This window comes from Azospira sp. I09 (genome assembly GCF_009177135.1).
In the GTDB taxonomy this organism is placed as follows: domain Bacteria; phylum Pseudomonadota; class Gammaproteobacteria; order Burkholderiales; family Rhodocyclaceae; genus Azospira; species Azospira oryzae.
In genome coordinates, this window is record NZ_AP021844.1 from 589879 (window position 1) to 607925 (window position 18047).

Consider the following 18047-nt stretch of genomic DNA (forward strand, 5'->3'; position numbering starts at 1 on the left):
GGCCTCCTCTCAGTTCTTCGGCGGTATGTTGGTGGCTAGCCAGTACACCCCCATGCGGGCCACGGTTTCGGCGAATTCGCCGAAATCCAGGGGCTTGCGCACGAAGCTGTTGGCGCCGTCCTCGTAGGAGGCGAGGCGGTCCTGCTCCTCGTCGGAGGAGGTCAGCATCACCACCGGCAGCAGGTGGGTGCGGGAATCGGCGCGCAGGCGCTTGAGCACGTCCAGGCCGCTGATGCGGGGCAGGTTGATGTCCAGCAGCACCACGGTGGGCAGGGGCTGGCCGGCCCGTCCGGAAAACTCGCCTTCGGCGAAGAGGTAGTCCAGGGCCTGCTGGCCGTCCCGGGCCACGTCCACCTGGTTGGCCAGGTTCACCTTGCGCAGGGCCCGCAGGATCAGCTTTTCGTCCTGGTCGTTGTCTTCCACCAGCAGAATGTTCTTGTCCATGGTTCGGGTCCTTTCAAGTGGGCAGGGTGATGCGGAAGACGGCGCCCTGGTTCACCGCCGAGGAGGCCGTGATGTCGCCGCCGTGGCGGTGGATGATGCGTTGCACCGTGGCCAGGCCGATGCCGGTGCCGGCAAATTCGCTCTGCCGGTGCAGGCGCTGGAAGGGCTTGAACAGCTTGTTGGCGTAGTTCATGTCGAAGCCGGCGCCGTTGTCGGCGACGCACCAGGCGACGGTGTCTGCGGTGATGCTGTCGGCGTAGACGCGGATGTGGGGCGCCTTCTGGTGGGCCGAATACTTCCAGGCGTTTTCCATGAGGTTGCGCATCACTACTTCCAGCATGGCGGGATCGCCCTGGACCTGGATGCCGGGTTCAACCTCCAGGGTGAAATGGGCGCCCCGCTGGTGGCTGCGGATTTCCCGGGCCATGGCCTCGGCCAGGGCGGAGATGTCCACCGGCTCCCGGCGCAGTTCGCCCCGGGTGCAGCGGGAGAGGGTGAGCAGGCCGTCGATCAGTTCTCCCAGGTGGCGGCCGCCGCGGATGATCTCGTCGAGGAATTCCCTGGCCTCGCCTTCCAGCTTGTCGCCGTAGTCCTCCAGCAGGGCCTGGCTGAAGCCGGTGATGGCCCGCAGGGGCGCCCGCAGGTCGTGGGAAACGGCGTAGGCGAAGCCTTCCAGCTCGTGGTTGGCCGCCGCCAGCTCGGCGGTGCGCTCCTTCACCCGCCGTTCCAGGCTGTCGTTGAACTGGCGGATCTGCTCTTCCGCCGCCACTTCCCGGGTGATGTCCCGGGCCACGCCGGCGGCGCGCTCGGCCTTGCCCTCCGGGGTGCGTTCGAATTCCGCCGTGAGATGGACCCAGCGCAGTTCGCCCCGGTGCCGGATGCGGCACTTGATGTCGAAGGGGGCCGTACCGGCCTCGGCCTCGCGCCAGGCCTGCTGCAGGTTCGCCACGTCTTCGGCGTGGGCCAGCTGCAGCAGCTGGGCGCAGTTGTACTCGCCCGGCGGCCAGTCCACGATGGGGGTGAAGTCGGGGATGAACCAGCGGCCCTGCTTGAGGTCCGCCGCCCAGCTGGCGAAGTGGCCCAGGCGCTGGCCCTGGGAAATGATGCGGCGGGCTTCGCTGAGGGCCGCCATCATTTCCCGCTCCACCTGCACGTCCGTGTTGCTGCCGATCCAGCGGATGAGCTTGCCTTCCCGGTCCTTGAGGGCCGAGGCCCGGGTGTCGAACCAGCGGTACTGGCCGTCGTGGCGGCGGATGCGCAGGTCGATGCGCAGGTTCTCGCCCCGGGCGATGCAGCTTTCCCAGGCGGCGTTGAGGCGGCCCTGGTCCTCCGGGTGGATCTGGGCCATCCAGGCCCGGCCCAGCTGCTCGCTTGCCGGCCTGCCGGTGTATTCCTCCCACTGGCGGCTGAGAAAGTCGCAACGGGTGTCCGGCGTCGCCGTCCAGATCAGCTGCTGCAGGGAATTGCACAGCTGGCGCAGCTGGTTCTCGCTTTCCTGCAGGGCCTGCTGGTCCTTGAGGGCGTCGATCAGCTGGGAGCAGCTGTCCACCACCGGCTGCAGGTAGTCGGCCAGGGCCTGGTCGTAGCCGCCGGGCCGGTTGGCCAGGCCGACGCTGCCGACGATGCGGCCGTCGCGGAAGATGGGCAGGCCGAGGAAGGCCTGCATGGGCGGATGTCCGGCCGGGATGCGGTCGTTGTGCCGGGGATGGTGTGCCGGATCGTTGGCGATGACCGCCGCGCCGCTGTCGATGGCGGCGGCGTAGAGACCGTTGAGGCCGACGAACTGCATGCGCCCCGCCGCCGCCCCGGCGTATTGCTGGCGGCTGGCCTCGTCTCAGGCAATGTCGGAGAGGGCGAGGAAGCGCTGCACCGGCTCGCCGTCGGGGCGGTAGCTCAGTTCGGTGATGTAGCCGAACTGGCTGTTGGAGAGATCGAGGATTTCCGTCAGCACCAGGGTAAAGATGGTGTGGCCGTCGTGGCCCCGGATGTAGGCATCGCGCAGGCGGGCGATGCTGGCCAGGCGCCGGTGCTCCTGGGCCAGGGCGGCCTGGTTGCCCTGCTGTTGCCGCACTTCCCGGGCCAGGCTGCGCAGCAGCTGCAGCAGCAGCAGGCTGATGGTGCAGCCGGTGGCCAGGATGATGAGAGGGTAGGGCTGCTCCAGTTCCGCCTCGAAGGCCGGGGTGCTCTGGAAGCGCAGGGTCCACTCGCGCATGGGCAGGGCCAGGGTCACCTGGGTGCGGCGGATGCCGCTGCTGTCGGTGATGCCGCTACGGGTGGCGTAGAGGCGGTTGGCTTCGCTGAAGGGGGCGCCGTCGTAGATCTCGAAGTCCAGTTCCCGGCCCCAGTGGCCCAGGATGTCGGTCATCAGGTCGCCCATGCGGAAAGGGCTGTAGACGAAGCCGAGCAGGGCCTGGCGGCGCTGGGCGGTGGTTTCCAGGGGCTGGCCGGGGCGATACACCGGCATGTAGAGCACGGTGCCGGCCTGGATGTCGTGGCCGTCCTCCTGCACCAGGGTGACCCGGCTGGTGAGGGCGGCACTGTTGCGGTCCCGGGCCAGTTCCATGGCGGCGCGGCGGGTCGGGTCGGAATACATGTCGTAGCCGAAGGCCCGCTGGTTGCGCTCGGAGAAGGGCTCGATCAGGTGGATGCTGCTGTAGACGGGACGGTCGCCCCGGGGGCTGATGGCAAAGTCGGGAAAGCCTTCCTGGCGCACCTGTTTTTCGTAGGCCGCCCGCTCTTCCGCCTTGAGCATGACGGTATAGCCCAGGGCCAGGATGCCCGGGTAGTGTTCCTTCAGGTTGAGGGCCTGGAAGAAGTCCCGCCATTCCTGCCGGGTGACGTCGTCCGAGGACAGGATCAGGCCGACGGCGCCGCGCAGAATCTGCTCGTGCTCCTGCATGCGCAGGGTGATGCGCTGGCTGGCCTCGGCCACGTAGCGCTGGAAGCGTTCCTCAGTGATGCGGTCGTTGGTGGCGACGGACGTGCGCCAGAACCACAGGCTCAGGGCCAGGGCAATGGTCAGGACCGCCCAGGGGCTGGCCGGGTGCAACAGCAGGGCTTGCCCCCGGGAGAGCCGGGGCGGCGGCTGGGGATGTGCCGTCATGGTCTTGTCTCCAGGCTGTGGCAGCCTTGGTTCTGGTTATTTTCCAGGCCATTATGGGGAAAAGACTATGGTGGCGACATACGAAAAAAGTTGTAGGAATAAAGACTTAAGTAGTTCTACGGACATAAAAAAGGCCGGGGTCGCTCCCGGCCTTCTGCCGCTGCCTGGCGCAGCCCGCCAGGCCTACAGCTCCACCAGCCGGCTGGCGTAGCGGCGGGCGTTGTCCACGTAATGGTCGGCGCTCTTTTGCAGCCGGGCCTTTTCCTCCTCGCTCAGCTCCCGCACCACCTTGCCCGGGGAGCCGACGATCAGCACCCCGTCGGGGAAGACCTTGCCTTCCGGGATCAGGGTATTGGCGCCGACGATGCTGTGCTTGCCGATCACCGCCCGGTTGAGGATGACGCTGCCGATGCCGATCAGGGAATTGTCGCCCAAGGTGCAGCCGTGCAGCATGACCATGTGGCCCACGGTGACGTTGGCGCCGATGTGCATGGGCACGCCTTCGTCCGTATGCAGCACGGAGCCGTCCTGGATGTTGCTGTTGGCGCCGATGTGGATGGGGTCGTTGTCGCCCCGCAGCACGGCGTTCCACCAGATGGAGACGTTGTCACCCAGGCGGGCGTCGCCGATCACCGTGGCGTTGGGGGCGACCCAGGCGCTCGCGGCGATCTGGGGCGTCTTCTGGTCGATCTTGTAGATGGGCATGGGGGGCTCCTGGGGTTTGTTTTTTTGCCACAGAGGGCACAGAGAACACAGAGAGGGGCAGTCGTAGCTGCCCGCCTTCCGGCTGAGACGGTTTGGCTTTTGCCTGCCTCTGTGTTCTCTGTGCCCTCTGTGGCAAAGGGTTTGTCAGACCCGGGGCAGGGCGGCCAGCAGGGCCACCAGGAACTGCCAGCTCCTGGCCACCGTTTCCACCTCGACCCGCTCGCCGGGAGCGTGGGCGCCGTGGATGGTGGGGCCAAAGGAGAGCATGTCCAGGCCCGGGTACTTGGCACCGATGATGCCGCACTCCAGGCCGGCGTGGATCACCTCCACCTGGGCGCTGCCGCCGAACTGTGCGGCATAGACCTGCTGGGCCAGGGCCAGCAGGGGCGAATCCGGGTTGGGCTTCCAGCCGGAGTAGCCGTCGGTGAGCTGGCAGTCGGCGCCGATCAGGCCGAAGAGGTCGGCGATGCGCCGGGCGTGGGCCTGGGCGGCGGAATCCACCAGGGAGCGCACCATGAAGTTGGCCCGGGCCTGGCCGTTGGCGACGCTGAGCACGCCCAGGTTGTTGGAGGTTTCGACGATGCCGGGCACGCTCATGCTCATGCGGGCGACGCCGTGGGGCGCCGCGTTGAGGGCGGCCAGCAGCTGGCGCTGGGCGGCGGGGGCCATGGCCGGACCGGCCAGGGAGGGCAGCTCGGAGAGGCGCACGGATAGGCCGTTTTCAACCCCCTTCAGCTCCCGGGCAAGGGCCTGGGCGCCCGTAGCCAGGGTCGCCTCGATCTCGGCCAGGCAGGCCGGGTCCAGGATCACGGTGGCGAAGGCCTCCCGCGGCAGGGCGTTGCGGGCGGTGCCCCCTTCCAGCTGCAGCAGGCGCCAGGCCTCGGCGCCGAGTTGCTGGCCCAGTTCCCCCAGCAGGCGCACCAGCAGCTTGATGGCGTTGCCCCGCTCCTTGTGGATGTCGATGCCCGAGTGGCCGCCGCTGAGGCCGGTGAGGGAGATCTTGGCCACCGTCCAGCCCGCCGGCGCCGGTTCGCTGCTGTAGGGATAGGTCACATTGACGTCCATGCCGCCGGCGCAGCCCAGGTACAGGTGGCCCCATTCCTCGGTGTCGATGTTGATCAGGTAGCGGCCCCGCAGCAGGCCCGGGGCCAGGCCCAGGGCGCCGCCCATGCCCGCTTCCTCGTCCACCGTGAGCAGCACTTCCAGGGGCGGATGGGAAAGGCCGTCGGCTTCCAGGGCGGCCAGGGCCAGGGCCACGCCGATGCCGTTGTCGGCGCCCAGGGTGGTGTTCTCCGCCAGCAGCCAGCCGTCCTTCAGTACGGGGCGGATGGGGTCCTGCTGGAAATCGTGGCCGGTGCCGCTGTTCTGCTGGCAGACCATGTCCAGGTGGCCCTGCAGGATGACGCCGGCCTCGTGTTCCCGGCCCGGGCTGCCGGGCTTGCGGATCACCAGGTTGCCGACGCCGTCCTGTTCGCTGGCCAGGCCCCGGCCCTCAGCCCAGGCTGCCAGGTGGTCGCGCAGGGCGGCTTCGTGCTTGGACTGGCGCGGAATGGCGCAGAGGGCGGCGAAATGGCGCCACACGGCCACGGGCTGCAGGTCGGCGAAGGGGAAGTCGGGCGTGGGCTGGTAGGCGGCGACGCGGGGGGAGAGGGCGGGTGCGGCAGAGACAGAGGAGGCGGCAGTGGGGGCAGAAGAGGAGGCAGAGTCGGTCATGGTCCGGTGCGTCGGGGCATAATCACTGTCCGCCCCGTCCAACATTGAAAAGCCCATGACCTTAGCAGAAATGCCCGTCCCTGCCGACCCTGAAGCCCGCTCCCCGTCCGATCTGCAGCGGCTGACCGAGGCCATCCTGGCCTTCCGCGACGAGCGGGACTGGAAGCAGTTCCACAGCCTGCGCCACCTCATCGTCTCCCTCAACCTGGAGGCGGCCGAACTGCTGGAGCTGACCCAGTGGAAGAGCGACGCCGACATGGTCGCCTTGGTGGCGGACCCGGCGGGGCGGGAGGCCCTGGCCGACGAATGCGCCGACGTGCTGCTGTATCTGCTGCTGCTGACGGCGGAGGCGGGCATCGACCTGCCGGCGGCGGCCCTGGCCAAGATCGGCAAGAACGCGGCCAAGTATCCGGTGGAGAAGGCCCGGGGCTCTTCGCGCAAATACACGGAGCTGGAGTGAGCCGGGCGGGCGTCCGGGGGCGGCGACAGGAGCGGCCATGAACTTCCTGGCCCACGCCTATCTGGGCGGCGAGGTGGCGGAGCACCGCCTGGGCGGCTTCCTCGGCGACTTCGTCAAGGGGCCTCTGGACAATGCTCCGGGCGGCCTGCCGGCGGAGGTGCTGGCCGGGGTGGAACTGCACCGGCGCCTGGACAGCTTTGCCGAAACCCATCCCGCCTTCTGTCGCAGCCGGGAGCGCATCAGCCCGGCACGGCGCCGGGTGGCGGGGATCATGGTGGATCTGTTCTACGACCACTTCCTGGCCCGGGACTGGGCCGAGTGGTCAGCCCTGGCGGCGGGCGATCTGCCCCGGGGGCTGGCGCAGTTTTCCGCCGGCCTTTACGCCCAGGCAGAAGAGCTGGGGCCGGCCCTGCCGCAGCGGCTGGCGGCCATCCTGCCGCGCATGCGGGGCGACGACTGGCTGGCTTCCTACCGGGAGCCGGAGATCATCGCCCTGGCCCTGGACCGCATGGCCCAGCGCTTTACGCGCCCGAGCGCCCGGACGGCCCTTTACGGGGCGGGCGCGGAGTTGCTGCAGGATTACGCGGGCTTTGCGGCGGATTGCCGGGCTTTCCTGCCGGACGCCCAGGCTTTTGCCCGGCGCTGGCGGCAGGCGCGCGGGGTGCCTTCCGGCCCGCCGTATTAGAGGGAAAACCGGCGCTGCCCCGGGGATTGAACACCGTCGGCCGGGCCCGCTCCGGGCGTAGCGGCGTATCGCCCAGGGTGCCGCCGGCGCCGCTCTCCAGGACGAAGTGGGCGCCCTTGCCGGCATCCCCTTCTTCCGCCAGCAGTTCCACCAGCCGGGGCAGCACTTCCTTCAGGGTGGCGGCCAGGGTCCATGGCGGGTTGAGGATGAACATGCCGCTGCCGGCCATGCCGAAGCCGTCCGCGTCCGGCGAACGCACGTGCAGGGAGACGTGGAGCCAGTCCTTGGCCGGCAGGCGCTTCAGGCGGTCGGGGAACTGGCGGGATTCGGGGCGGTTGAGACAGGGATACCAGACGGCGTAGGTGCCGGTGGCGAAGCGCTGCAGGGCGTCCTGCAGGGACTTGTAGATGGTGGCGTAGTCGGTCTTGACCTCGTAGGAGGGGTCGATCAGCACCAGGGCCCGGCGCGACGGAGGCGGCAGCAGGGCCTTCATGCCGGCCAGGCCGTCGCCGGAGGTGACCTGGACCTGGCGGCCGGCATCCTTGAAGTTGGCGGCCAGCAGGCGGGCGTCGGTGCTGTGCAGCTCGTACAGGCGCAGCCGGTCGATGTCCCGCAGGCCCTGCTGGGCCAGCCAGGGGGAGCCGGGGTAGAGGCGCAGGGGGCCGTTGGCCTCGTTGCCGTTGAACTGGCGGATGCGGGCCACGTAGTCGGCCAGGGCCGGCGGCAGGTCGGCAGGGGGCACTTCCCACAGGCGGCCGATGCCGCCCTGGAATTCGGCCAGCTTCTTGGCGTAGTCCGACTTCAGGTCGTAGGCGCCGGCGCCGGCGTGGGTGTCGATGACGTAGAGGGCCTTGTCCTTCTGGGTCAGGTAGTCGAGCAGCTGGAGCAGAACCAGATGCTTGAGGACGTCGGCGTGGTTGCCGGCGTGGAAGGCGTGGCGGTAGCTGAGCATTAGATTACAGCCTTGAAAAGTTCGAGTTGGGGCGGGCCGACGTAGAGTTCCCGGGGGGTCAGGGCCGCGTTGGCGTGGGCCTTGCGGAAGGCCTCCGACTGGGTCCAGTCCTCGAAAGCCTGTTGCGAAGCCCACATGGTGTGGGAGGCGAAGAGGATGAATTCGCCCGGGGCGTCGCCCAGGGGTTCCAGTTGCAGCAGGTGGAAGCCGAGAAAGCCCGGGACTTCGGCCAGATAGCTTTCCCGCTTCTGCCAGTGTTCGATGAAGGCGGCTTCGCTGCCCGGCTTGATGCGAAAGCGGTTCATGGCGAGGAACATGGGCGGGCTCCGGGAAATGGCGGTCGAGGGGGCGGATATTAGCGGACTTTCGCCCGCCCCGGCAGTCGCCAGGCGGGGCGCGGCTCCCGGCCCGGCGCAAGAATGGGTCGGGGGCAAAAAAGGGCTTGCCGGGGCAGGCAACTCTTGGGGAAAATAGCAGTCAAACGATCGTTTGAATTAACGCAATGGCCGGCGATGGCCGACCGTGAGCGGTGCCGGAGGCTCCGGCTGCGGCCCATCGCTCCGTGGTCACGGGTTAGAGCTGACCGCCGCGGATGCCGCCAGGCGCGCCGTGGCCCGGTCGGCCATTGCCCATCCCCTTTCCCGACGAGAGATTCATGAAAGCCAGCACCTTCCGCCGCCTCATCAACCTGTGGCCGCCCTTCCTGTTCACCGGCATCCGCAGCCCCCGCATCGCCCCCGACTACCGGGAGGCGGAAGTGGAACTGCGCCTGCGCTGGTACAACCGCAATTACGTCGGCACCCATTTCGGCGGCAGCCTTTTCGCCATGACCGATCCCTGGTACATGCTGCTGCTCATGCAGCGCCTGGGCAAGGACTACCTGGTGTGGGACCAGCGGGCCGTGATCGACTTCGTGGCTCCGGGCAAGGGCGTGGTCAAGGCCCTGTTCAAGGTGGACGACGCCACCCTGGAGGAGATCGTGGCCCGCACCGCCGGCGGCGACAAATACCTGCCCGAGTTCCACATCGACGTGGTGGACGAGGCCGGGCAGGTGGTGGCCCGGGTGCACAAGACCGTCTACGTGCGGCGCAAGCGGCGGGCCCGGGGCGAGGGCTGAAAGGCGGCTGAACGGTAGCCGGCCCGGGAGGCAGGAAGGACGCCATTCTCCGGGTAGGCATGCCGCTCATGCCCGTCCCTGTTGCCTTCCGGGGCAGTGCCCTGCAAGGCAGCAGGCCCCGGCATTACCCGGCCGCCGCGGCCCTGAGGCGCCATGAGCGGCGCCACGGCCCCCGCCGTTGTCCCAAGTGCGGGTAAAATGCCCGCCCTATGGCTCTCAAATCCACCGTATTCAAGGCCGACCTCAGCGTCGCCGACATGGACCGGCACCACTACGCCGATTATTCCCTGACCCTGGCCCGGCACCCGTCGGAAACCGACGAGCGCATGATGGTGCGCCTGCTGGCCTTCGCCCTCAACGCCGACGAGCGTCTGGCCTTCTGCAAGGGCCTCTCCGACGACGACGAGCCGGACCTGTGGCGCAAGGACTACACCGAAGCCATCGAGCAGTGGATCGAAGTGGGCCTGCCGGACGAAAAGCGCATCAAGAAGGGCCTCTCCCGTTCTGCCCAGGTGCTGGTCATGGCCTACGGCGGTCGGGCGGCGGAAATCTGGTGGTCCCAGCTGGCCAGCAAGGTGGAGCGCCAGGAAAAGCTCACCGTGCTGTTCATCCCCGAAGCCCAGAGCCGCGCCCTGGCCGAACTGGCCGACCGCACCATGCGCCTCTCCTGCACCATCCAGGACGGCCATGTCCTGGTCGGCTGCGACAAGGGCACGGTGAATATCGAGCCGGTGAAGTGGCTGTACAAGGAATGAACGGGATTTGCAGGAAATGAAAAAAGGCCGGGACCACCGGCCTTTTTTTCGCCCCTTTTCATGGGGGCCAGGGCTTCCTCTGCCCGGCAGCGTCAGCGCCGGCTTTTCCCTTTCAGGGCCCGGACTTCGAAAGCGGCCTCGTCGATCACCCGCTGCCGGGCATCCACCAGCTGCAGGCGGTGGCGGCCAGGCTGGGGCAGCCAGCGGGGCGCCGGCTGGGCCGCAGCCAGCCGCTTGCCGTCGAGTTGCCAGTGCCAGCCCGGGGCGGCGGGGCCGCTCAGGCGCAGTTCGATGCGTTGCCGGCTGGGCGGAATGTCCGGGTCCAGGGCCAGGATGGTGCCGTCGGCCGGGTAGGCGATGCGGCCCAGGGCCTGGCCGCCGGCCTGGCGGATGAGCGTCTGTTCCGTGCCGGCGAGGAACCACTCCTGGCGGGCCGGTTCCCGGGCCGGCTCGAAGCGGATGCTCTGGCGCACCACGCCGGCGGGGGCCGGCGGCGGCCGGCTGGATTGGGGTGGCCGGGCCCGGGCCGGATCGCCCCGGTGCAGCCAGTCCATGACCTCCCGCCACACCGGCGCCGCGCCGCTGATGCCGGAAACGTCGTGCATGGGGCTGCCGCCGGCATTGCCCACCCACACCGCCACGGTGTAGCGGCGGGAATAACCGGCGCACCAGTTGTCCCGCATGTCCTTGCTGGTGCCGGTCTTGACCGCGCTCCAGTAGGGCGTGGCGAGCCAGGATTCCAGGCCGAAGGTGGAGGCCCGGGCATTGCGGTCGGCCAGGATGTCTCCCACCAGGAAGGCCGCTGCCGCGGTGAAGGCCGGGCGGGGCACGTCGCTGAAAACCCCGGCACAGCCTTCGCGGCGGCAGGGAATGGGCTGGGCCTTGCCATTGCTGCCGACAGCGGTGGCAGGCACGGCCCGCAGGGGGCTCCAGCGGCCGCCGTTGGCCAGGCTGCGGTAGCCGTTGGCCAGCATCAGCAGGGAAATATCCGCCGAGCCCAGGGCCAGGCTGTAGCCGTACCAGTCGCCATCCTGGTTGAGGCTGGCCAGGCCGGCCTGCAACAGCTTGCGGCGGAAGGGCTCGGGCCCCAGGCGCACCAGGGTGCGCACCGCCGGCACGTTGAGGGAGCCGGCCAGGGCGCGCCGCACCGAGACCCAGCCCTGGTAATGGGGCTCGTAGTTCTGGGGAGCGTAGAGGCCGTTGCCCGTATCCAGGGCCAAAGGCGCATCTTCGATGAGGGAGGCGGGCGTCAGGGCCCGCTGTTCGAAGGCCAGGGCGTAGAGAAAGGGCTTGAGGGTGGAGCCGGCCTGGCGCAGGGCGGTGACCCCATCCACTTCCGCCGCCTCCGAGAGGTCGCCGCTGGAGCCGACCCAAGCCAGGATTTCGCCGCTGGCGTTGTCCAGCACCAGCACCGCGCCGTCTTCCACGTTCTGCTGCCGCAGGGCATGGAGGTGGCGCCGCAGGGCGTGGCTGGCGAACTGCTGCAGGTCAGCATCCAGGCTGGAACGCAGGGCCTGGCCGGGGTGCTCCAGCAGCTTGCGGGCCAGGTGGGGCGCCAGTTGGGGGGCGGGGGCCTGGCGCGTGCGCTGGGCGCCGCTGAGGGCGTAGTCCACATAGGCGGCGAAGGCCTGGGCGTCGCTGCATTCCTGTTCCTGGCCCATTTCCGCCAGCAGACGGCAGGCCCGGCGGGCCACCACGGCGGGGGAGGCATTGGGGGAGCGCAGCAGGGCTGCAGCCAGGGCGGATTCCCGCTCGTCCAGGCCGTGGGGCCACTTGCCGAACAGCTCCTGGCTCATGGCGCCGACGCCCTGCAGTTCGCCCCGGAAGGGCACCAGGTTGAGATAGGCCTCGATGATCTGGCGCTTGTTCCAGGTGCGCTCCAGGCGTCCCGCCGCCATGGACTGGCCGAGCTTGTCGAGGAAGGAGCGGCGGCCCCGGCGCTGCCCGTCCTCCTCCAGCAGGCCGGCCAGCTGCATGGTCAGGGTGCTGGCGCCCCGGGTGCGGCTGCCCCAGAAGTTGCTCCAGGCGGCCTTGCCGGCGGCGCGCCAGTCTACGCCGTCATGCTCCATGAAGCGCCGGTCTTCGGAGACGATGACGGCCCGCACCAGGGCCGGGGAGATTTCCGCCAGGGGTGTCCAGGCCCGGCGCCGGACGTTGCGGTCCAGGCGCAGGCTCTGCAGCACCTGTCCGTCCCGGGCCAGCAGGGTGGCGTCGGAGGCCCGGTATTCCCGGCGCACCTGGGCGTAGTCCGGCAGGGCCTGGGCGGCAGGCGCGGCCAGCCCCAGAAGCAGGGCCAGGGTGGGGAGCAGCGCCCGTCGCCGCAGCGGCGGGCGGGGCTCCCCAAAGCCTGAAGAGCGCGGCACGGCCGGTCTAGTCGCCAACCTTGATCCGGCTGTTGGGCACTTCGCCGAACACGTCGGGGGCGTAGAGGGCTTCCACCCGGGTCGGCGGCAGGGCGAAGTCGCCGCTGTTGTTGAGGCGCAGGGTGTATTCCAGGACGAAGCGGCCCTTGGGCAGCCACTGGTAATAGGCCCGGAAGGCGCTGAAGCTGCGCTCCACGTAGCTGGGCCGCAGGCCGTGCGAGTCCCGGTTCTCATCCAGGGTGCCGATGGCGCTGTCCCGTCCGTCGCCGTCGCCAAGGATGCGGGCACCGGCGGGAATGGGGTCGCTCAGGGCCACCCAGGTCATGTCCTGTTCCGCATCCACCGTCAGGGTCACGCGCCACAGGTCGCCGCGGCTGACCTTGCCCGGGGTCTTCTCCTGTAGCGGCGCCACCTTGCGGCTGATGCGGTAGCCCATGGCCCGGGCCGGGCCGTCGGCCACGGCCGCCAGCACCTGTACGGTGGCCCAGGGCTTGCCGCTGCCCTGGTGGCTCAGTTGCAGCTTGTCCTCCTTGCCTGCCGGATTGGGCCAGGGCAGGGCCAGGGGGGCGGGCTGGGCGGCACCGGCCTGGCGCCAGTCCACCTCGGCGCCGGCCTTGGCCAGGGTGGCCACGGTCTTGCCGGCCACCGGCTCCCGCTCGAACTTGCGGGCGAAGCGGTCCAGGGTGACCCGGGCCCAGGCATTGGCCGTGGTGGTCAGCCAGCGGCCCCGCACCTGGCGCTCCATGGCGCCCTGCACCAGGCGCGGCAGGTCCTCCTGCCAGGCCGGGTTGTCGAGCATGGCCTCGATGAGGCGGAAGGCGTTGGCGTCGGCGTTGAGCATCATCCACCACCAGTAGTCTTCCCGTTCCGTGGTGAAGGTCAGGCGGCCGCCGGTGTAGGAGAGGCGGTTGCGCAGTTCCTGCTGGGCCTCGGCCAGGCGCTTGCTGCGCTGGGGCAGGTCGGCGGTGCGCTGCAGCACCAGATACCAGTCGATGAGGGCCGCCGTGGGCAGGCGCAGGGGATCCACCTCCAGGGCCGCCACCGTGCGCGGCAGTTGCACGCCTTGCCGGCCCAGGGCCTGCAGGGCGTTGAGGCGGCGCAGCAGCAGCGGGTCGCCGTAGCTGGCAGGTGCCCATTCTCCGGTGCGCAGGCGGCCTTCGGCGTAGGCGGTGAGGCCCTGCACCATGCGCCGCTTGCTCTCCTCTGGCACGGCGAAGCCGGCCAGGGTGGTGAGGTCGAGCAGATAGGCCGTCAGGGTGGCGCTGCCCGGGGTGCCGGGGAAATAGCCGGCCAGGCCGTTGCTGTCCAGCATGCCGGGCAGGCTGTCGGCCACGGCCTGCCAGCGCCGGGCGTCGTTGAGGCCGACGGCGATGGAGGTCTTCTGTTCTAGGCAGGAGAAGGGGTACTCCTCGAAGAAGCGGCGCAGGCCCGGCGGCGGCACCGCCAGCTTGGGCGACAGGCTGATCTCCAGCCCGCCCTTGCCGGGCAGGGCGCCGGCCGGCGGACTGACGCCGACCTCGTACTTGCCGTCGACCCGGGTGAAGGTGGCCTGCTGCACCGTCACCGGCACGGCGGGGGCGACCTGCTGGGTAATCTTCAGGGCGTCCTGGGCCTTGCCGCCTTCTTCTTTGGCGGTGAATTCCCAGTCCTGGTGGCTGGCACCATCGGGGGCGTCCGTCTCCCAGCTGAGTTCGGCGGCCCCTTCGGCGGCCAGGACGACCTGGCGTTCGGGCAGGTTCTGGCTGCCATGGCGGGCCTGGAGGCGCACCGTCATCTGGCGGGCGGTGCCGTTGCGCAGGGTGACCAGGGCCTTGAAATGGTCGCCTTCCCGCACCAGAGGCGGCAGGCCGGAGATGATCTGTAGGTCCTGCCGGGTGCGCACGCTGCTGCTGCCGCTGCCGAACAGGCCGGCCCCGGCCGTGGCCACACCCACCAGGCGGAATTCGCTGAGGGAATCGTTCATCGCCACCTTGAGGGTGGCGCTGCCGTTGGCGTCCAGATTGACCCGGGGCTGCCAGCTGAGCAGGGTGTCGAACAGTTCCCGGGCCGGGGCGCGGCCGCCGCCGCCGCCGGGGGGCAGGGCCTTCTTGCCGAAATGGCGCTTGCCGATGACCTGGGATTGGGCGGTGGCGGTTTCCACCTGATAGGCCCGCTTTTGCAGGAAGGCCTGCAGCAGGTCCCAGCTGTCGTTGGGGCGCAGTTCCAGCAGGGCCTGGTCCACCGCGGCAAAAGCCACCTCGCTGCCGGCGGGGGCCGGCTTGCCGTCCGGCGTGGTGACGCGGATTTTCACCGTGGCCTCTTCCCGGGGCCGGTAGTCGCTCTTGTCGCTGCTCACCTCCACCTTGAGGCGGAAGCCGTCGTTGTCCACGGCGATTTCCCCCAGGCCCAGGCGGTAGGCCGGCTTGGCCAGGTCCACCATGGCGGTGGGCTGCTCCGGGTGCCACCATTCCTTGAACCAGGCCAGGGGCTCGCGCCAGCCCCACTGGAAGAAGCTGGTCCATTTCAGGGGCTCCACCCGGCCCCGCACGGCGAGCACGGAGACATAGACATTCGGCCCCCATTCGGGTTTGACCGGGATTTCCACGGTGGGCTTGAAGCGGGAAAGGGGCTGCACGAAGGTGTCGATGATGCCGCCCGCCTCCACGGAAACCAGGGCGGTGGCTTCCCGGAAGGGCGTACGCACCTGGAAGCGGGCCGTCTCCCCGGGCTGGTAGCTGCGCTTTTCGGGAATGACGTCGATGCGGTCCTGGTTGCCGGCGGTGAACCACAGGTCGCCGCCGCCGCTGACCCAGTAGCTGGTGCTGGCCCGGGCCACGTTGCCCTGGCTGTCCCGGGTTTCGGCCAGCAGGTGGATGGCCCCCGGCTCGCCGGCCTTGGGCTCGCACAGCAGCAGGCCCCGGCTGTCCGTGGTACCGGCGCAGACTTCGCCCATGTCCTGGTATTCCTGCTGGTTCTCGTAGGCGTAGAAACCGCCGACGATGCGCCGGCGGTGGCTGTAATCCACCCGCCGCTTGGCCTTGACGCTCACCGCCTGGCCCGCCACGGGCTTGCCCTGGATATCCAGCACCGCCACTTCGATGCGGTTCTTGCCGTTGCCGGAGGCCCAGTCCGCCACCTTGATGCCCACCGCCACATTGGCCGGCCACAGTTCCACCTGGCCCCGCAGGGTCTGGATTTCCCCGTTGGGGTCGGCGAAGGTCATTTCCGCATAGACCTCGCTGGGGCCCTTGGGCTTGGCAGGCAGCACCACCTCCAGCTTGCCGGCGCCGGCCTGGTCCAGGGTCACGGCCTGGCGATCGAGAATGAGGGTTTCCTGTTCCCGGTTGGCCTCCACCTTGAAGGCGGCCAGGGCAGCGGCATCGAAATCGATGTGGAAGTTGTAGGCCTCGAAGTTCTTGTACACCGGCCAGCGCGGGCGCAGGGTGGCCGAGACCTGGACTTCCGCCCGCTTGGCTGCGCCGCCGTTGAGGAAGGACAGGCCGAGGGCCAGGGGCACCTTGCCCGGCGCCACCTGGCGGGCCGGCACGCCCTGCACGCTGCCGGTGAACACCGGCAGGCGGAAGTCGGCGACCCGGAATTCCCCGGTGTACTGCTCGCCCCGCTTGCCGCCGGAGAGCACGATTTCGTAGTTGCCCAGCTTGGCCGAGTCCGGCACCTTCCAGCTGCTGGTGGCGGCGCCCTGGGCATCCCAGCTCAGGGGCTGGGGATACTCGGTGCCGCTCTCGCCGTGGCGGATGACCAGGCGGGTGGGCAGCTCCTCCGCTGCCGGAATGGCAAAGCCCCGGCTGTTGCGGCTGCGGGCCAGGTGCTTCATGGAGAGGGTCTGGCCGGGGCGGAAGAGGGTGCGGTCGAGCACGGAGTGGATCTTGAAGTCGCCCCTCTCGCCCCAGGTTTCCACGCCGAAGCGCCAGGGTTCGATGCCTTCGTTCCAGTCGGAGCGGACGAAGCTGTAGTCGCCGTTGAGGCGGGCGCTGGCAAAGAGGAACTGGGTATCCCGGCAGTAGGGCGCTTGCAGGGCCTGATCCACCCGGGCCCGACCCTGGGCATCGGTGCTGCCTTGCCAGAGAGACCGGCCGTTGCAGCCGGAAATGCGCACCTCGGCGCCGGCCACCGGCTTGCCGCTGTCCAGGGCGGTGACCCAGACCAGGCCGTTGTCCCGTCCCGTCTTCAGATGCACCGCCAGGTTGGTGACCAGGGCCGCGGCCCGCACGTACATGGGCTTGGGCGTTGCCAGCAGGGCCTGGCCCAGCAGCTGGCTTTCGATTTCGACGATGTGGTAGCCGGGTTTCTGCAGGGGTACGCCGATCACCTCGAACTCGCTGCTGCCGCCGGGCTTGGGCAACTCCTGGCGGGCGACGCCGGCCCGGCCCTGGAGGAAGGAAAGCTCCCGGGCGTAGTAGGGGTCGATCAGTTCCCGCCATTCCCCATCCACCTTCAGGCGGACCTTGCGGCTCTGCTGCTCGAACTTCTCCAGGGCCAGCATGGCGGCAATCACGTCCGCATCTTCCGTCAGGCGCTGCTGGCTGAAGCGGTGCCGGCCCGGCAGGGTCAGCCCGGCGGTCTTCAGGCTGGCCTCCACGTTGCGCAGGGTGACCGGGAGCAGCCCGCCTTCCTGCAGCTCGACGATGCCGAAGGCGCCGGGAAACTTGGCCAGGGGCGGCAGCCCGCCGGTACGCAGTTTGAGGGGGAAGCTGGCGGCGTTGGCCAGGGGGCGGCCCGCGTCATCTTTCAGCCCGGCGGGGATTTCCAGGGTCAGCTCGGCATTCTGGGGCAGGGGGCCGGGGAAGCTGAGGGGTTGCAGGGTGTCGCTCTTGCTGCTGCTGTTCTGGTTGGGGTCCTGGGGCTTGCGCTTGCCCTCCGGGGTGACCAGGGCGAACTGGCCGATCTGCTTGGCATCGAAAGGGGCATTGAACTGGAGGCTGAGGCCCGAGAGGGGGGAGCAGGGTGCGCCGGCCTTTTCCCGCTCGCAGGAGAAGGTGGCCTTGAAGGGCTCCCGCACCTTGTAGACGAAGCTTTCCTCCTTTTCCGTCGGCGTGCCGTTGGCGGCACGGATGCCGGCCCCCCAGACCAGGCGGGCCCGGCTGCCGGCGGGCAGGCGTTCGCTGCAGGTCACCACCAGGGGCGCGGCGCCCGTATTGCCCACCCGTTGCAGCACCTCCTGGCGCACCTTGGCCGCCACCGGCCGGGCCGGCAGGCGCTGGCCGACACCGTCGGCTTCGCACCAAAGATTGTTTTCCAGGGAGCGGGCATCCAGCTCGCCGCCGCCGTTGATGACGAAAGCCTGTTCCTCGTCGATGGCGCTGCCGGGGGAAGGGACGATGCGCCAGGGCCGGGGAGGGGCGCCGAACAGCTCGAAACGGGTTTTGCCGCCGATGCTCTCCCCGCTCAGGGCAATCTGTTGGGATTTGACCGTGAAGACGCAGCGTTCGCCGGGTTGCAGGGCGCGTGCCAGTTGCCAGGCCCAGGTGCGGGCATCCACCCAGCGGCCTTCGCCGGAGATGCGGGCGCAATCCACTTCGAAGGGCGCGGCCGCCGTGGCCTCTCCCAGCTTCACCATGTCGGCGCTGAAGCGGGCCGTGATGCGGGTCTGGTCTGCGACCTTGCCCTGGGGCTGGAACTGCTGCACGGTGGCGGCGGAGACCAGACCGGTCAGGGACAGGCTACAGACAAGCAGGGCCAGTTTTTTCATGGGCGAGCCTTTGGGGCAGGTGGCTGGGGAATGTCGCATTTTATGACGATCGCTTCGATCG

Annotated in this window: 12 protein-coding genes and 1 pseudogene; 4 read left to right on the forward strand and 9 right to left on the reverse strand. The window is 69.3% G+C overall.

The features are described from left to right. Window positions 1-9: 9 nt before the first annotated feature. From AZSP09_RS02685 to AZSP09_RS02705, 5 genes are all read right to left on the reverse strand, one after another. The gene (locus tag AZSP09_RS02685; protein WP_014237807.1) at window positions 10-444 is read right to left on the reverse strand and encodes a response regulator; all 435 of its coding nucleotides are present in this window, start codon (window positions 442-444) and stop codon (window positions 10-12) included. Window positions 445-457: 13 nt separating this feature from the next. After that, window positions 458-2233 (reverse strand): PAS domain-containing protein, encoded by a 1776-nt coding sequence (locus AZSP09_RS02690; RefSeq protein WP_152089098.1) that lies wholly within the window; start codon window positions 2231-2233, stop codon window positions 458-460. Between the two features lie 45 nt (window positions 2234-2278). Continuing rightward, the gene (locus AZSP09_RS02695) at window positions 2279-3547 is read right to left on the reverse strand and encodes a CHASE domain-containing protein (RefSeq protein ID WP_152089099.1); all 1269 of its coding nucleotides are present in this window, start codon (window positions 3545-3547) and stop codon (window positions 2279-2281) included. A gap of 183 nt (window positions 3548-3730) precedes the next feature. Next, window positions 3731-4252 carry a gamma carbonic anhydrase family protein gene (locus tag AZSP09_RS02700; RefSeq protein WP_152089100.1) on the reverse strand — a complete coding sequence of 174 codons (522 nt, stop codon included), beginning with the start codon at window positions 4250-4252 and terminating at the stop codon, window positions 3731-3733. A gap of 144 nt (window positions 4253-4396) precedes the next feature. Further along, window positions 4397-5965: an aminoacyl-histidine dipeptidase gene (locus AZSP09_RS02705; RefSeq protein WP_172974681.1), complete on the reverse strand. Its 1569-nt coding sequence runs from the start codon at window positions 5963-5965 to the stop codon at window positions 4397-4399. Between the two features lie 55 nt (window positions 5966-6020). Here AZSP09_RS02705 and AZSP09_RS02710 point away from each other — a divergent pair, with 55 nt between their 5' ends. Beyond that, window positions 6021-6425: a nucleotide pyrophosphohydrolase gene (locus AZSP09_RS02710; RefSeq protein ID WP_197739042.1), complete on the forward strand. Its 405-nt coding sequence runs from the start codon at window positions 6021-6023 to the stop codon at window positions 6423-6425. A gap of 37 nt (window positions 6426-6462) precedes the next feature. Then, a complete protein-coding gene (locus tag AZSP09_RS02715) occupies window positions 6463-7110 on the forward strand; it encodes an acyl carrier protein phosphodiesterase (RefSeq protein ID WP_152089101.1) in 648 nt (215 codons plus the stop codon). Window positions 7111-7249: 139 nt separating this feature from the next. Here AZSP09_RS02715 and AZSP09_RS02720 read toward each other — a convergent pair. Further along, window positions 7250-8062 (reverse strand): annotated as a pseudogene (locus AZSP09_RS02720) (23S rRNA (adenine(2030)-N(6))-methyltransferase RlmJ); the annotation flags it as partial. Then, the gene (locus AZSP09_RS02725; protein ID WP_152089102.1) at window positions 8062-8379 is read right to left on the reverse strand and encodes an antibiotic biosynthesis monooxygenase family protein; all 318 of its coding nucleotides are present in this window, start codon (window positions 8377-8379) and stop codon (window positions 8062-8064) included. The pseudogene AZSP09_RS02720 and the gene AZSP09_RS02725, both read right to left, overlap by 1 nt. 338 nt (window positions 8380-8717) lie before the next feature. On the opposite strand from AZSP09_RS02725, the gene AZSP09_RS02730 reads away from it, so the two are divergent. Continuing rightward, on the forward strand, window positions 8718-9179 hold the full coding sequence (locus AZSP09_RS02730) for a DUF4442 domain-containing protein (RefSeq protein ID WP_014237800.1): 462 nt from the start codon (window positions 8718-8720) through the stop codon (window positions 9177-9179). 209 nt (window positions 9180-9388) lie between these two features. Continuing rightward, a complete protein-coding gene (locus tag AZSP09_RS02735) occupies window positions 9389-9934 on the forward strand; it encodes a YaeQ family protein (RefSeq protein ID WP_014237799.1) in 546 nt (181 codons plus the stop codon). Between the two features lie 92 nt (window positions 9935-10026). Here AZSP09_RS02735 and pbpC read toward each other — a convergent pair whose 3' ends face one another. Both pbpC and AZSP09_RS02745 read right to left on the reverse strand, forming a co-directional pair. Next, complete coding sequence (gene pbpC, locus AZSP09_RS02740) at window positions 10027-12297, reverse strand: penicillin-binding protein 1C (RefSeq protein WP_152089103.1); 2271 nt, start codon at window positions 12295-12297, stop codon at window positions 10027-10029. 7 nt (window positions 12298-12304) lie between these two features. Then, entirely contained in the window at window positions 12305-17986 is a 5682-nt protein-coding gene (locus tag AZSP09_RS02745) for an alpha-2-macroglobulin family protein (RefSeq protein WP_172974683.1), read from the reverse strand. Window positions 17987-18047 lie beyond the last annotated feature (61 nt).

Excerpts from the sequence above, each read along its gene's own strand:
- AZSP09_RS02685 (WP_014237807.1), bottom strand. The coding sequence starts at position 444 with ATGGACAAGAACATTCTGCTGGTGGAAGACAACGACCAGGACGAAAAG.
- AZSP09_RS02690 (WP_152089098.1), bottom strand. The coding sequence starts at position 2,233 with ATGCAGTTCGTCGGCCTCAACGGTCTCTACGCCGCCGCCATCGACAGC.
- AZSP09_RS02695 (WP_152089099.1), bottom strand. The coding sequence starts at position 3,547 with ATGACGGCACATCCCCAGCCGCCGCCCCGGCTCTCCCGGGGGCAAGCC.
- AZSP09_RS02700 (WP_152089100.1), bottom strand. The coding sequence starts at position 4,252 with ATGCCCATCTACAAGATCGACCAGAAGACGCCCCAGATCGCCGCGAGC.
- AZSP09_RS02705 (WP_172974681.1), bottom strand. The coding sequence starts at position 5,965 with ATGACCGACTCTGCCTCCTCTTCTGCCCCCACTGCCGCCTCCTCTGTC.
- AZSP09_RS02710 (WP_197739042.1), top strand. The coding sequence starts at position 6,021 with ATGACCTTAGCAGAAATGCCCGTCCCTGCCGACCCTGAAGCCCGCTCC.
- AZSP09_RS02715 (WP_152089101.1), top strand. The coding sequence starts at position 6,463 with ATGAACTTCCTGGCCCACGCCTATCTGGGCGGCGAGGTGGCGGAGCAC.
- AZSP09_RS02725 (WP_152089102.1), bottom strand. The coding sequence starts at position 8,379 with ATGTTCCTCGCCATGAACCGCTTTCGCATCAAGCCGGGCAGCGAAGCC.
- AZSP09_RS02730 (WP_014237800.1), top strand. The coding sequence starts at position 8,718 with ATGAAAGCCAGCACCTTCCGCCGCCTCATCAACCTGTGGCCGCCCTTC.
- AZSP09_RS02735 (WP_014237799.1), top strand. The coding sequence starts at position 9,389 with ATGGCTCTCAAATCCACCGTATTCAAGGCCGACCTCAGCGTCGCCGAC.
- AZSP09_RS02745 (WP_172974683.1), bottom strand. The coding sequence starts at position 17,986 with ATGAAAAAACTGGCCCTGCTTGTCTGTAGCCTGTCCCTGACCGGTCTG.